This window comes from Acinetobacter sp. TGL-Y2, assembly GCF_001612555.1.
In the GTDB taxonomy this organism is placed as follows: Bacteria; Pseudomonadota; Gammaproteobacteria; order Pseudomonadales; family Moraxellaceae; genus Acinetobacter.
Map to the genome: position 1 here is coordinate 633490 of NZ_CP015110.1, position 13004 is coordinate 646493.

General features: G+C 40.7%; 14 protein-coding genes. 5 read left to right on the forward strand and 9 right to left on the reverse strand.

Features of this window, described 5'->3' with window-relative positions; all coding sequences use genetic code 11:
• Nucleotides 1-8 precede the first annotated feature (8 nt).
• The 4 genes from AMD27_RS02935 to AMD27_RS02950 all read left to right on the forward strand — a co-directional run bounded on the left by AMD27_RS02935 (nucleotide 9) and on the right by AMD27_RS02950 (nucleotide 5814).
• Complete coding sequence (locus AMD27_RS02935) at nucleotides 9-1622, forward strand: acyl-CoA carboxylase subunit beta (RefSeq protein ID WP_067656137.1); 1614 nt, start codon at nucleotides 9-11, stop codon at nucleotides 1620-1622.
• A gap of 158 nt (nucleotides 1623-1780) precedes the next feature.
• Nucleotides 1781-2938, forward strand: a complete 1158-nt coding sequence (locus AMD27_RS02940; RefSeq protein ID WP_067656140.1) for an acyl-CoA dehydrogenase family protein — start codon at nucleotides 1781-1783, stop codon at nucleotides 2936-2938.
• Between the two features lie 11 nt (nucleotides 2939-2949).
• Nucleotides 2950-3786: an enoyl-CoA hydratase/isomerase family protein gene (locus AMD27_RS02945; RefSeq protein ID WP_067656147.1), complete on the forward strand. Its 837-nt coding sequence runs from the start codon at nucleotides 2950-2952 to the stop codon at nucleotides 3784-3786.
• An 87-nt stretch (nucleotides 3787-3873) separates the two neighbouring features.
• Complete coding sequence (locus AMD27_RS02950) at nucleotides 3874-5814, forward strand: acetyl-CoA carboxylase biotin carboxylase subunit (protein WP_067656150.1); 1941 nt, start codon at nucleotides 3874-3876, stop codon at nucleotides 5812-5814.
• Between the two features lie 50 nt (nucleotides 5815-5864).
• Here the strand turns inward: AMD27_RS02950 and AMD27_RS02955 are convergent, their stop codons facing one another.
• The 9 genes from AMD27_RS02955 to rplM form a co-directional block, all read right to left on the reverse strand.
• Complete coding sequence (locus AMD27_RS02955; protein ID WP_067656153.1) at nucleotides 5865-6278, reverse strand: roadblock/LC7 domain-containing protein; 414 nt, start codon at nucleotides 6276-6278, stop codon at nucleotides 5865-5867.
• A 10-nt stretch (nucleotides 6279-6288) separates the two neighbouring features.
• Nucleotides 6289-6822 (reverse strand): GTP-binding protein, encoded by a 534-nt coding sequence (locus AMD27_RS02960; protein ID WP_067656156.1) that lies wholly within the window; start codon nucleotides 6820-6822, stop codon nucleotides 6289-6291.
• Between the two features lie 12 nt (nucleotides 6823-6834).
• Nucleotides 6835-7782 carry a hypothetical protein gene (locus AMD27_RS02965; RefSeq protein WP_150115746.1) on the reverse strand — a complete coding sequence of 316 codons (948 nt, stop codon included), beginning with the start codon at nucleotides 7780-7782 and terminating at the stop codon, nucleotides 6835-6837.
• Between the two features lie 64 nt (nucleotides 7783-7846).
• Nucleotides 7847-8206 carry a hypothetical protein gene (locus tag AMD27_RS02970; RefSeq protein ID WP_067656162.1) on the reverse strand — a complete coding sequence of 120 codons (360 nt, stop codon included), beginning with the start codon at nucleotides 8204-8206 and terminating at the stop codon, nucleotides 7847-7849.
• 269 nt (nucleotides 8207-8475) lie between these two features.
• Nucleotides 8476-9126, reverse strand: a complete 651-nt coding sequence (locus tag AMD27_RS02975; protein ID WP_067656165.1) for a hypothetical protein — start codon at nucleotides 9124-9126, stop codon at nucleotides 8476-8478.
• An 18-nt stretch (nucleotides 9127-9144) separates the two neighbouring features.
• Nucleotides 9145-9579 carry a ClpXP protease specificity-enhancing factor gene (locus AMD27_RS02980; RefSeq protein ID WP_067656168.1) on the reverse strand — a complete coding sequence of 145 codons (435 nt, stop codon included), beginning with the start codon at nucleotides 9577-9579 and terminating at the stop codon, nucleotides 9145-9147.
• A gap of 25 nt (nucleotides 9580-9604) precedes the next feature.
• Nucleotides 9605-10258, reverse strand: coding sequence for a glutathione S-transferase N-terminal domain-containing protein (locus AMD27_RS02985; RefSeq protein ID WP_067656171.1), 654 nt, complete (start codon nucleotides 10256-10258; stop codon nucleotides 9605-9607).
• Nucleotides 10259-10577: 319 nt separating this feature from the next.
• Nucleotides 10578-10964 carry a 30S ribosomal protein S9 gene (gene rpsI / locus AMD27_RS02990; protein ID WP_004647927.1) on the reverse strand — a complete coding sequence of 129 codons (387 nt, stop codon included), beginning with the start codon at nucleotides 10962-10964 and terminating at the stop codon, nucleotides 10578-10580.
• 13 nt (nucleotides 10965-10977) lie between these two features.
• Complete coding sequence (gene rplM / locus AMD27_RS02995) at nucleotides 10978-11406, reverse strand: 50S ribosomal protein L13 (protein WP_067656174.1); 429 nt, start codon at nucleotides 11404-11406, stop codon at nucleotides 10978-10980.
• 606 nt (nucleotides 11407-12012) lie between these two features.
• Between rplM and pdxA the strand changes: the two genes are divergently transcribed.
• A complete protein-coding gene (gene pdxA, locus AMD27_RS03000) occupies nucleotides 12013-12981 on the forward strand; it encodes a 4-hydroxythreonine-4-phosphate dehydrogenase PdxA (RefSeq protein ID WP_067656178.1) in 969 nt (322 codons plus the stop codon).
• Nucleotides 12982-13004: the final 23 nt, after the last annotated feature.

Here is a 13004-nt window from a genome sequence, read left to right on the forward strand (position 1 = left end):
GCGAAGTCATGCCGATACTCCAATCTGAAGTGGCTGTGGGCAGTGAAGTATTTGAAAGCAATAGAGCGTCGCTACTGGCACAGCTTGAAGAAGTGCGTGCAGTCCAACAAAAAGGTGTGGATAAATCTTATGCCGCTAAAGCTAAATTTGAAAAGAAAGGCAAAATTTTGCCTTATGAGCGTGTGCGTTTATTACTCGATTCCGACTCTCCATTTGTAGAACTCTGTGGCCTAGTGGGCTATAACATGCATGATGATAAGGATGGCTCAGATGCTGGCGGGGGTATTATTGCGGGAATCGGTTTCATTAATGGTGTGCGTAGTTTAGTCACTGCTAGTAATAGTGCAATCAAAGGCGGCACGATGGCACCGATGGGTGTGCATAAAACCTTACGTCTACAACAGATCGCGATGCAGCAAAAATTGCCGATCGTGACCTTGGCGGAAAGTGGTGGTGCAAACCTAAACTATGCTGCTGAAGTGTTTACAGCAGGTGGAACCACATTTGCCAATCAAGCCCGCATGTCTGCGATGGGGATTCCACAAATTTCAGTGGTACATGGTAATGCAACTGCGGGTGGAGCCTATCAGCCAGGTCTTTCTGATTATGTGATTACGGTACGTAAACAAACTGAAATGCTTCTTGCTGGACCGCCACTCCTTTTGGCCGCAACAGGTGAAGTGGCAACCGCTGAAGAACTCGGCGGGGCAGAAATGCATGCTCAAGTAGCAGGAACTGCAGAATTTTTAGCTGAAAATGATGCTGATGGAATTCTTATTGCACGTGAAATTTGTGGACATTTAAACTGGAAGGAACAAACCCAAAGCTTAGATGTGGATTATAAAGAACCACGCTTTGATGTTGAAGAATTGCTGGGCATTATTCCAGCTGATCCGAAACAGCCTTTGGATATGAAAGAAATTATTGCACGTCTGGTGGATGATTCTGATTTCTTCGAGTTTAAAGCAGAATATGACGCACATACGGTGTGTGGCTGGTCGAAAATCGGGGGGCTACATATTGGGATAATCACCAATAATGGTCCAATTACCCCGCAAGGTGCAGCCAAGGCTGCGCAGTTTATTCATCTGTGTGAGCAAACGCGTCGTCCACTATTGTTCTTGCACAACACCACAGGCTTTATGGTGGGAACCGATGCTGAGCAAAACGGGATTATTAAACATGGTTCAAAACTGATTCAAGCCGTTGCCAATTGTACTGTACCCAAAATTTCAATCATTGCGCATGGCTCATATGGCGCAGGCAACTATGCGATGTGTGGACGTCCACTGGCGCCAGATTTTATTTTTGCATGGCCGAATTCACATGTGGCGGTCATGGGTTCAGCGCAGGCAGGCAAAGTGCTGCGGATTGTTACCGAAGGCAAACAGCGCGCATCCGGCATGGAACCCAATGAGCAAATGCTGGATTTCTTGGAGCAAAGTACCGCAGTAAAGTTGGAATCGCAATCGACGGCTTTGTTCAATACGGCCATGTTGCATGACGATGGCATTATTGACCCACGGGATACCCGTAAAGTGCTGATCTTCCTTCTGCAAACCATTTATGAAGCAGAAAACCGTAATTTGAATCCAACACGATTTGGTGTATCGCGGTTCTAACGATTTACAACCTCCCTTGCGGCATATATGCCTCACCTCTCCTAAAAGGAGAGAGAGCCTCTTTACTAAGGAGGGACTTTCCCCTCTTTTCAAAGAGGTGAGAAGCATCGCTTCGCAAGGGAGGGATTAAAACATAATTAAAATTAAGGATATAAAAAATGAAATTTACCGCAGAACATGATGCATTACGTCGTACCACACGCCAATTTATTGACAGCGAAATCAATCCATTCGTCGCGGAGTGGGAAGCAGCCGGTCAATTCCCGATTCATCAAGTGTTTAAAAAAATGGGCGATTTGGGTTTGCTGGGTATTTGTAAGCCTGAAGAAAATGGCGGACTCGGGTTAGATTATTCATACAATTTGGTGGTCGCAGAAGAGTTGGGTCGTATTAATTGTGGGGGTGTGCCGCTGGCAATGGGCGTGCAAACTGATATGGCAACCCCTGCAATTGCACGTTTTGGCAGTAAAGAATTGCGCGATGAGTTTTTAACACCCGCCATTGCGGGTGACTATGTGGCTGCGATTGCCGTCTCAGAAGTTCAAGCAGGTTCTGATGTTGCAGCACTAAAAACCACAGCAGTGAAAGACGGTGATGATTACATTATTAATGGTCATAAAATGTGGATCACCAATTCACTCCAAGCAGATTTTTTCTGTTTATTGGCCAACACTTCTGATGGGAAACCACACTTTAATAAATCGATGATTATTGTTCCTGCAAAAACGCCAGGCATTAGTTTCTCAGAACCTTTAGATAAATTGGGGATGCGTTCTAGTACCACAGCGCAAGTCTTCTTCGATAATGTCCGAGTACCCCAGCGAAACTTGGTGGGTACTGAAGGTATGGGTTTTATGATGCAAATGCTTCAATTTCAAGAAGAGCGTATGTGGGGTGCAGCCAATGCCATGGGGGGGATGCTGAGTTGTATTGAAAAGACCATCCAATACACCAGAGAACGCACGACTTTTGGTCAGCCACTCATTGATAACCAGTATATTCATTTTCGTTTTGCAGAACTGATGACTGAAGTCGAAGCGCTTAAGGCATTGAATTATCGTGCATGTGAATTACACATTGCTGGCGAAGATGTCACCCAAATCGCCTCTATGGCAAAACTCAAAGCAGGTCGTTTGACTCGTGAAGTGGCAGATAGTTGTTTACAGTTCTGGGGTGGAAATGGTTTTATGAATGATAACCCTGCTGCACAATTTTTCCGTGATGGTCGTTTGGTTTCCATTGGTGGAGGTGCAGATGAAATCATGCTCGGCATTATCTGTAAACTGATGGATACCTTGCCAAGCAAACGTAAATAAGGAGATAGATGATGTCCTATTCACATCCACTCAATAGCATCTTGGAAGATGACAGTATTCAGCTTGAGCAACATGGCTCGATACTTAAAATTTGGTTAAATCGTCCAGACAGCCGTAATGCCATGAGTTTAAACATGGTCAAATCGATCATGAGTGTCTTTAACGCGATTGCGGATGATACCTCTATTCGTGCTGTGGTTTTCCGTGGGCATGGCAATCATTTTTGTGCAGGTGGTGACATTAAAGACATGGCAGGCATTCGTGCTGAAGCAATGAGTCTAGGGAACAACACGCCTTATATCGCATTTAACCGCCAATTTGGCGCCATGCTTGAACTGGTTGAACAAGCACCACAAACGGTTGTAGCGGTATTGGAAGGAGCTGTGCTTGGCGGTGGTTTTGGATTGGCCTGTGTATCGGATATCGCAATCAGTCATGCGGATGCTCAATTTGGTTTGCCTGAAACTGGGCTTGGTATTTTACCTGCACAAATTGCACCATTTGTCGTGAAACGTGTTGGTTTAACACAGGCACGCCGTTTAGCGCTGTTAGGTGGACGTTTTAGTGGTGAAAAAGCCTTACATTTTGGTGTTGTGCATGAAGTTGCTGATACCACGATGGCGCTTGAGCAAATCATTGAAACCACGCTTGAGCAAATCAAACGTACAGCGCCATTGGCATCACGTGCAACCAAAGCGTTATTACATCGTGCATCGAATCAAGAAGCGTTAAGTACATTATTGGATGATGCAGCAGCGCAGTTTGCAGAGGCTGTCAACAGTGCAGAGGGTATGGAAGGAACCATGGCCTTTATTCAAAAAAGAAAACCAAGTTGGGCAGATGAATAGGGATCACACTCTATGTTCTATACCCAAATAAAAAATGAAAATCACCTCCTTGGATAAAGGAGGTCTGATAAAAATAGTGGTGGTGATATGGCGTTTTCTAAAGTCTTAGTGGCGAATCGTGGTGAAATTGCGGTACGTGTAATGCAAACAGCTAAAGCAATGGGCTACAAAACAGTTGCAGTGTATTCAGATGCAGACCAACATGCACGTCATGTACAGGTCGCAGATGAAGCCGTGTATATCGGACCTTCAAAAGTATCCGCATCATATTTATCTATTCCCAATATTATTGAAGCATGTAAAAAAACCGGAGCCAATGCCGTGCATCCAGGCTATGGCTTTTTGTCTGAAAATACTGATTTTGCACAAGCTTGTATTGAGAATGGTATCACCTTCATTGGACCGACCGCAGCAGCGATTGAGCTGATGGGCAGTAAACGTCTGTCTAAAATTGCGATGATTCAAGCGGGTGTACCCTGCGTACCGGGTTATGAAGGCGACAATCAAGAGATCGATTTTCTGGCAGAGCAAGCACGTAAGGTGGGTTTCCCGCTGATGGTCAAAGCTTCGGCAGGCGGCGGCGGACGCGGAATGCGTTTGGTGCATCAGGAATCTGAACTGCTGGAGTCACTCAACACAGCGCGCTCAGAAGCTGAAAATGCTTTTGGTTCAGGCGAGCTGATTATTGAAAAAGCAGTGATAGCACCTCGTCACGTGGAGATTCAAGTCTTTGGTGATACCCATGGCAATTATGTCTATCTGTTTGAGCGTGATTGCTCAATTCAGCGCCGTCACCAAAAAGTGGTGGAGGAAGCACCTTGTCCGGTGATGACACCAGATTTGCGTCAACGTATGGGGGAAGCGGCAGTCGCTGCGGCAAAATCATGTGATTATGTGGGTGCAGGCACGGTTGAATTTTTATTGGACGCATCGGGTGCATTTTATTTTCTAGAGATGAATACCCGTCTGCAAGTTGAGCATCCGGTGACCGAAATGATCACTGGACTAGATTTGGTCGAATGGCAACTCCGTGTGGCCAATGGTGAGACATTACCCTTACGACAATCTGAATTGACTTTCAAAGGTCATGCGATTGAAGTACGTTTATATGCAGAAGATCCACGTTTAGATTTTTTGCCGCAAACAGGTCAAATTTTACGTTGGGAATCTGCACAGTTGCCGAATGTTCGTATTGATCATGGCATGTTATCCCAAGGTGAGATTAGTCCGTTTTATGACCCTATGGTTGCAAAAGTGATTGCCTATGGTAAAAACCGCAAGGATGCCATTCGCATACTGGCGGCGGCGGTAGAAGAGAGCGTTTTGCTCGGTGTGAACAGCAATAAAGAGTTCTTGGTGAATTTGCTACGTCACCCCGTGGTCGTGGCAGGGGATACCAACACCGCCTTTATTCAACAACATTTCCAAGAAGATGTCAGTTTAAATAAACAGAGTTTAAGTCTTGAAAGCTTAGCGTTGATTGCAGCATTGTTCTCAAATGCATCCACACAAAGTAGCTGGAACACTGGCATTGCATTGTCACTGCCATTAAAGCTTCGTTACGATGAGCAAAAGCTAGATTTGATTGTGAAACTTGATGCCTCCAAAGTCAGCGTTGAGATTTGCGGTGAGCAGCAAACTATTGAAATTGTGGAGCAAAATACGCAGCAGCTGATTTATCTGATCAATGGGGTGCGCCGTAAAATCAGTTATGTGCTTGTAGGTGATCAAGTGTATCTAGATACCGCCAACGGCAATGTGAGTGTTGAAAACATTACCTATTTACCGCCAGAAACGGCTCAAGTGGCAGGTGATGGTAAAATCCGCGCCCCAATGGATGGATCCATTATTAATGTGGTCGTGAATCCCGGCGATACAGTAACTAAAGGGCAGACCTTATTGATCTTAGAAGCCATGAAGATTCAGCAGCAGATTAAATCCGATGTCGATGGGGTTGTGGGTGAGATTGTGGGACAGGTTGGTCAGCAAGTGAAAAAACGTCAAGTTTTATTGAGTGTTGAGCTGTAATTATGAACTAAAAAAAACCCGCTGATAGCGGGTTTTTTTAACGAAATAGATTATTGATCAGCTTCAATGATGGCATTTTTGGCTTGCTTTAAACTGTAGAGCAGCTGACCCAATAGCACATCTTTGGCTGCCAATGTGACGATCACCATCGGATGTTGATTTGAGGGTACGGAGGTCAAAATCGCTTTACCATTTTCAGCATCCAGCGTCATACTATTACAACCTGTAAGTTGAATCTCATTCAAAAATGCGCTCACCATGGCAAGAATTGAGCTGCTGACAGCAGCAAGCTTACTGGAGTTGAAGTCGGTACGTCGTGAAACGGATTCGAGTTCAAAACCGTCAGATGAGCAGATCATAATATAATCGACCCCTTTCACATGCATCAATACATCATGAATCTGCTCTTTTGCAAATTGCACTAACTTTTCTGGCGCTTGTCTTTGTTTAAATGCTGGAATCATATCAATCGCCTTACATATGCTCTATTTCTAACTTGGTGATGAGTGTTTCAATCAACATTAAAACATCTTCTTTTTTGCGTGCATCGATAAAAAATAGCGGGTAATTGAGATGATTAGAGACTAACCATTCCCGATATTGGTGCGTGGAGTGGTCAAGGTTTTCATCAATATGGGTCACACCAATAGCAATATTTTCAGCGTGATGTTTAAAGAAATCTAAATAATATTGAAGCTCATCAAGGGGAGCATTTACATTGTGATCAATCAGAATAATCGTGCCAATCGCTCCTTGGCTAATGACACCCCACATAAAATTAAAACGCTCTTGACCAGGTGTACCGTATAAACCTATTTTTGCCCCATCTTCTAAAGTGATTTCGCCATAATCAATCCCTACAGTGGTTAACATTTTTTTATGGCTAGCATCGTCTGTATTCAGCGTTTCCGTGGCGAGAACTGGAATTTCCGAAAGCGACTTAATGGCCTCTGTTTTACCTGATCCCATTGAACCAGCAAATACAATTTTATATTTTTGAATAATCATACGAACCTTGATTTAAAAACCGAATCGACGTTTTAATTTCTGGAAAAAGTTTGCTATTTGGGAAGATTCAGCTGATTCTTGAATCTTGGTATTTTGCACAGAAAATCGAACATCTTTAAGCGATATTTTTTCAATATTTTTGATGGCTTGATTGGCGATAACAAACTTTTTAACAGTCATCAATGAAATATTCAGTTTTTCTGAAACTGTGGAAACCTGTGCGCCTAGACTAAATGCTGCCGATAGTTGCAAAATGATTTTTTGATCCGTCACAATAGGCTGTGGCCAATAATGCAATCTAAAAGTGGCAAAATCATCTGGTAGGTGCATAAAGTGAGGTGAATTCCAAATCAGTTCAAACAACCAATTTTCTAAATTTTTTTGATGTTTACGTGAAATTCTTAAAAAATCTGAGGTTGTTGCATCCACATACATAATACTTTCATTGGTCATAAATGTTTGGCGAGTAGTATCGGGCCATGCCCAGTGTGCATGGTGATCCAACACCGCAATGGTTCCATACTGATCTTTCAATAATAGTTTTCGGCTGTATTCATTGTATATTTGATTAAAAAGCTGGGAATCCATAGCTGAGTTTGAATCAAGGTCTGATGGTTGGAATTGCACAGGGGTATTTGATATCATTTTCAGACAGGATTGAATCAAATTTTGTAGAGCTGCCTCATCTGTGATTGGTGTACATAATAAATGTGGATCATTTGCTCGTTTAACTTTAGATACTTTCAGATAAGGAATATTTTTTTCATTAATAATTTTTTGGATATTATTATTTTCAAAAAAATCTTCATTGATAACCAAGCAATCTAATTTATTGTCTGTAATATGTGTCCAGTTAATTTGAGTGGAATGTGGTAATCCATTTATTAATCTCTTCTTAATATCATCTATGGTTAATAATCCTAATCCCGATATTGCTATATTTACACAGTTATTATTCATAGCTACACTTTAATATTTATTCGAGAAAAGCCCATTTATGAAATAATAAATGGGCATTAAAGCATTACGAAAAATCTAATTCATTTTCAAAGCTTTTTAACTCATGTCGTGCCATAGCAAGATTCGATTTGCTCCGGTCTAATACTAAATAAAGGAAAATATTCTGATTTTTTTCTAAGGGACGAATTAAATGATATTGTTTCCCTAAGGTAATCAAGATATCTTCAATATTATCGTTCAAGTTGAGTGCTTTAGCAACTTTGCGCTTTGATCGAATGACTTCTGTATTACCTGCGGCTGCTAGCTCAAGGTCAATCCCACCTCCACCTTGCGTCGCTAGTGCTAATCCACTTTCACCATCTACTAATGCAGCAGCACAGAAGCCATCAATTGATTCTAGTGATTGTAATGTTACTTTACCCATGCTTTTTCTCACTCTATTTATTTATATGTATGAAGTTATATTAAATTTTATTTAGCTAAAAAATAACTGACTGGTATACTCAGTTTTTTTTACTTATTTTAGTATAGTGGAGAAGATTATAAATGCAATAACTTGAATATTAATTTTTCATATTTTAATTAATGCCTTTATAATTGTGATTTTAATCACGTATTAATTATATTGTTGTGATTTAAACTGATTTAAAATAAAAAAAGCGACCTAATGATCGCTTTTTTATTTAAAACAAATTAAGCAAATATGGTTTGCAAGGCACAGTACAGTACAGCGAGAATAAAGATTGCAACGGCAGGCTCTACAATTTTTGACCATGTTGGTACAGTAACAACAATTGGCTCAGCAACTATAGGAGTATCTACGTGTGGATGGGTGACCATATGATTAAATTCCTTCATCGTTTGGTCTAATGATAACTCTTCTTGCTCTACAGGTTGAGAACCAATCAGTTCAGTTAGTTCGTTTGTTGACCAAACCCAGTCTTTTGCATGACCGGAAAGATGCTCAATTTGCCCAAGAAGCAATTCACGCATACCACGAACCTTATATTGACCGGTAACATCAAGCTGTTTGAGTTCATTGATTTGTAGAGTCAAAATTTCACTGGTTGCCGCTTCAAGTTCAGTTTTGGATAAGGTCGACTGATTGTGCTTTGAGGTGGTCAGGTGTCGTGCCACTTCTTGAATATAAAGTTGATCTTGAGAATGAATTTCATGATAGATTTTATCTTCATCTTTACGCCACAAACTAATCAACTTACCCAGGCTTAAGGTATTGATTTCATTTAAATACTCGCAGCGCTCTTCTGAAGAATATTGGCGAAGAAGCTGAGGCTTTTGAATCTTAATCTGCTCAGCAAAATATTGTACTAAATCAAAAGCCATTCATTTCTCCTCTTATATTTAATCTAGAATTCTTAAACTTGGTTTTTTCTTCGGTGTTTCTGTTTCTAATACTTCTGGCTGTGTTGATTCTAAAGCATTTTGCTCTGTTTGTGCATTTGCATATTCATCTGGATCAAAGAACAAGCCTTGACCATTTTCTTTGGCATATAAACCTAAAACTGCCGCCATTGGAACATAAATATCTTTAGATGCCCCACCAAAACGTGCAGAAAAGGTAATGGCATCATTGCTCATATTTAGCTTGTGTACTGCATGCGGCACGATATTGAGGACAATTTGACCATCTTGAATAAACTGAGTCGGCACATCTGTATAAGGCTTTGTCGCATCGACCAATAGATAAGGCGTCAGATTGTTATCACAAATCCATTCATAAATTCCACGTGCTAGATAGGGACGTGTCGGGCTTAGATTTAATTCTTGATCAGACATGGTACATAACTCTTTTGAAGACAAACTATTGATTGGCTAAAACTGCGCTAAAACGGCTTTTTTCTTGAACAGTCATTGACTTAATAAAAGCAGGGCGACTAAAAACTCTTTGGCAATAGAGATGGATTGGGCGACACTGCTGTTTAGGCAACTCAATGCCCATCACATTTAACCGTATAAAAATTGGGGCTAACATGCAATCTAAAATTGTAAATTGCTCGGACATAAAATACGGATAATGTTGGAATAATGGCGTAAGCGAAATTAAGGTATCACGTAATTTTTTTTGTGCTTGCGCTTTGGCTTTTACATCTAAGGTATCCGCATGACGTAGCATAGTATCTGCCAATCCCAACCAATCCTGTTCAAAACGCCAAATGTATTGACGCTGTTCGGCACGTGGTGCGGGCGCATCTGCATACAATTTATTTTGACGATATCGATCATCTAAATATTCAGAAATGATGGCAGTATTGAAAATTTTGAGTTCATTTTCAATCATCATAGGAAGTTGGTTATATGGATTCAGGTTGGCTAAATCTTCGTCTTGATCATCCACTAAAATTAAATGATGCTTAATTTGCTTTTCAGCAAGGAGAAAGCGAATCCAATGTGAACGAAAGTCATCTGCATGGCTATAAAGCGTAATTCCTTGAAGCGGAGCATTCTCGACAGACATATATACAAACTAAGCAGAGTGAATCAGATAGGATACTAAAATTGGACAACAAAATCACGGATACTTTGATTTCATCAAATAATCGCTGGTTAAAAAGAATAAAACTAATCTTGAAATGAAAATTTGGCCTGAGTAATTTATTATTTTATTCGCGTTTTTAAAGTGGTTAAGCGAAGAAAAATTGATAACGAAATGGAAGATTAAAATGCATATATATTTCTGAGTATCAAGATATCAGTAATTAGATTTTTAATATAGATTGATGGTATAAAAAAACCTCGGCATAAGCCGAGGTTTTTTGTCCGAGTTCGTAAACGTATTAACGTTTAGAGAACTGTGGACGCTTACGTGCTTTACGTAAACCAAGTTTCTTACGTTCAACTTCACGAGCATCACGAGTAACGAAACCTGCTTGACGAAGAGCAGGTTTTAAAGTTTCGTCAGAAGCGATCAACGCACGAGTAATACCGTGACGGATAGCGCCAGCTTGACCACCAATACCACCACCAGCAACAGTGATGTAAAGGTCAAACTTTTCAGTAACTTCAAGAAGTTCTAAAGGTTGACGAACAACCATACGAGCAGTTTCACGACCGAAATATTGCTCAAGAGTACGATTGTTGATTACGAGTTTACCAGTACCAGCTGATAGGAAAACACGTGCAGTTGCGGTCTTACGGCGACCTGTACCATAATTAGTAGCCATGTGCTGTTATCCCTTAGATGTCCAAAACTTGTGGCTGTTGAGCAGTATGTGGGTGCTCAGTACCAGCATACACTTTCATTTTCTTGATCATTGCATAACCAAGAGGACCTTTTGGTAACATACCTTTCACAGCTTTTTCTAAAACTGTTTCTGGTTTGTGAGCAATTAACTTCTCGAAGTTAGTCTCACGGATACCACCAGGGAAACCAGTGTGGCGATAGTATTTCTTATCGTGAGCTTTTTTACCAGTCACAGTAATCAATTCAGCATTAACGACAACGATATAATCGCCAGTGTCAACGTGAGGAGTATAAGACGTTTTATGCTTACCGCGTAAACGACGAGCGATTTCAGTCGCAAGACGACCTAAAGTTTTGCCAGAAGCATCAACAACATACCAGTCGTGTTGAACTTCAGCTGGCTTAGCGCTGAGAGTTTTCATTAACCACTACCTATTATAGTTGGTTTGGACGATGGAGTCTGTCCAAACAAAAAGGAGAGCGAATTCTATCTGAAAATCGGTAGATTCACAATCGAAATATATAAATTTCAAGGGCTACATTATATAGAGAAAAACCCAATATGGATAGTATTTACCCGTTTTAATTTAAACCTGCTCTTAAAATAATGTTAGTCCATTTTTTACCTATTTAAACTTATAAATAACAGTGGTATATGATTTTTTATCTGACATTTAAGCCCTTTTCTATAGGGTCTTTGAGATTTATTGTCGATTAAATTATATTTTCGAGGAATCAATAAGTTGATTTGAGTCACATATATTAAATAAAATGAAGGGTATATTTATTAGTTGAATCGTATTTTAGATTAAAGCGAATTTTTAACCGCTGCCTATTTAGCCAAATGTTCCAAAAGTATTAAACCTGAATTTGGGTCATCACTGTTATTCATTTTACTCATTTCAGCTCAGCTTAAGTTTCCGATAATGATGCGCTTTGAAGATAAAGTTGATCTTTTATCAAGTTAACACTGAAGTTTTCGCTAAGACATTTTATAATGAGGCATCAGTGGGGATGGGATGTGTGTAATGTTGCCTTTATATGTGACCAGCGGTGAGCCAGCAGGCATTGGACCAGATATCTGTTTGAGCTTGGCAGAACGTATAGATGAGCGTCCTGTTGTGGTATTGGTTGATCAAAAATTACTACAACAACGTGCTGAAATGTTAAATCATAAGATCAATTTCATTGAATATCAAGGGCAAACACAGGCATCGTCTCAAGGAGAACTTTATATTGAGCATGTTCCTTTAACGGCAAATGTCCTCTGCGGTCAACTTAATGCTCAAAATGCTGCCTATGTGTTAGAGCAACTTCGCCGCTCCGCTGACTATGCCATGTCTGGTCAAAGTGTAGGTGTGGCAACAGCACCTGTGCAAAAGTCTGTGATCAATGAAGCGGGTATTCATTTTAGTGGACATACTGAATATTATCAAGAATTTGCAGGTGTTGAGCGGGTAGTGATGATGCTGGCAACCAAGACGCTTCGGGTAGCACTTGCGACAACGCATTTACCTTTACGTGATGTAGCGGATGCAATTACCTCAGAGCGACTCCATCAAGTGATTGATATCTTGATTCATGATTTGAAAAGCAAGTTTAAAATTGATCATCCGCGTATATTGGTTTGTGGGTTAAATCCACATGCAGGAGAAGATGGCTATTTGGGCCTTGAAGAAATTGAAGTGATTAATCCAGTACTTGAATGCTATCGCGCACAAGGCATTAACATAAGTTTAAGTTTACCCGCAGACACACTCTTTACCCCAGAAAATTTAAAAGATGCAGATGCTGTACTTGCGATGTATCACGATCAAGGTTTACCTGTGTTAAAATCCCAAGGCTTTGGTGAAGCCATCAATATTACTTTAGGCTTACCTTTTATTCGTACCTCTGTAGATCATGGCACAGCGCTCTCCCTTGCAGGCACGGGACTTGCAAAAAGTTCGAGCTTGCATGTTGCTGTGGATTTAGCTCTTGATCTGGCACGTCACTAATTCACTATTTACTCACGTTGGAA

Excerpts from the sequence above, each read along its gene's own strand:
- pdxA (WP_067656178.1), top strand. The coding sequence starts at position 12,013 with ATGTTGCCTTTATATGTGACCAGCGGTGAGCCAGCAGGCATTGGACCA.
- AMD27_RS02970 (WP_067656162.1), bottom strand. The coding sequence starts at position 8,206 with ATGGGTAAAGTAACATTACAATCACTAGAATCAATTGATGGCTTCTGT.
- AMD27_RS02955 (WP_067656153.1), bottom strand. The coding sequence starts at position 6,278 with ATGATTCCAGCATTTAAACAAAGACAAGCGCCAGAAAAGTTAGTGCAA.
- AMD27_RS02980 (WP_067656168.1), bottom strand. The coding sequence starts at position 9,579 with ATGTCTGATCAAGAATTAAATCTAAGCCCGACACGTCCCTATCTAGCA.
- AMD27_RS02935 (WP_067656137.1), top strand. The coding sequence starts at position 9 with ATGCCGATACTCCAATCTGAAGTGGCTGTGGGCAGTGAAGTATTTGAA.
- AMD27_RS02950 (WP_067656150.1), top strand. The coding sequence starts at position 3,874 with ATGGCGTTTTCTAAAGTCTTAGTGGCGAATCGTGGTGAAATTGCGGTA.
- AMD27_RS02940 (WP_067656140.1), top strand. The coding sequence starts at position 1,781 with ATGAAATTTACCGCAGAACATGATGCATTACGTCGTACCACACGCCAA.
- AMD27_RS02965 (WP_150115746.1), bottom strand. The coding sequence starts at position 7,782 with ATGAATAATAACTGTGTAAATATAGCAATATCGGGATTAGGATTATTA.
- rplM (WP_067656174.1), bottom strand. The coding sequence starts at position 11,406 with ATGAAAACTCTCAGCGCTAAGCCAGCTGAAGTTCAACACGACTGGTAT.
- AMD27_RS02945 (WP_067656147.1), top strand. The coding sequence starts at position 2,950 with ATGTCCTATTCACATCCACTCAATAGCATCTTGGAAGATGACAGTATT.
- AMD27_RS02985 (WP_067656171.1), bottom strand. The coding sequence starts at position 10,258 with ATGTCTGTCGAGAATGCTCCGCTTCAAGGAATTACGCTTTATAGCCAT.
- AMD27_RS02975 (WP_067656165.1), bottom strand. The coding sequence starts at position 9,126 with ATGGCTTTTGATTTAGTACAATATTTTGCTGAGCAGATTAAGATTCAA.
- rpsI (WP_004647927.1), bottom strand. The coding sequence starts at position 10,964 with ATGGCTACTAATTATGGTACAGGTCGCCGTAAGACCGCAACTGCACGT.
- AMD27_RS02960 (WP_067656156.1), bottom strand. The coding sequence starts at position 6,822 with ATGATTATTCAAAAATATAAAATTGTATTTGCTGGTTCAATGGGATCA.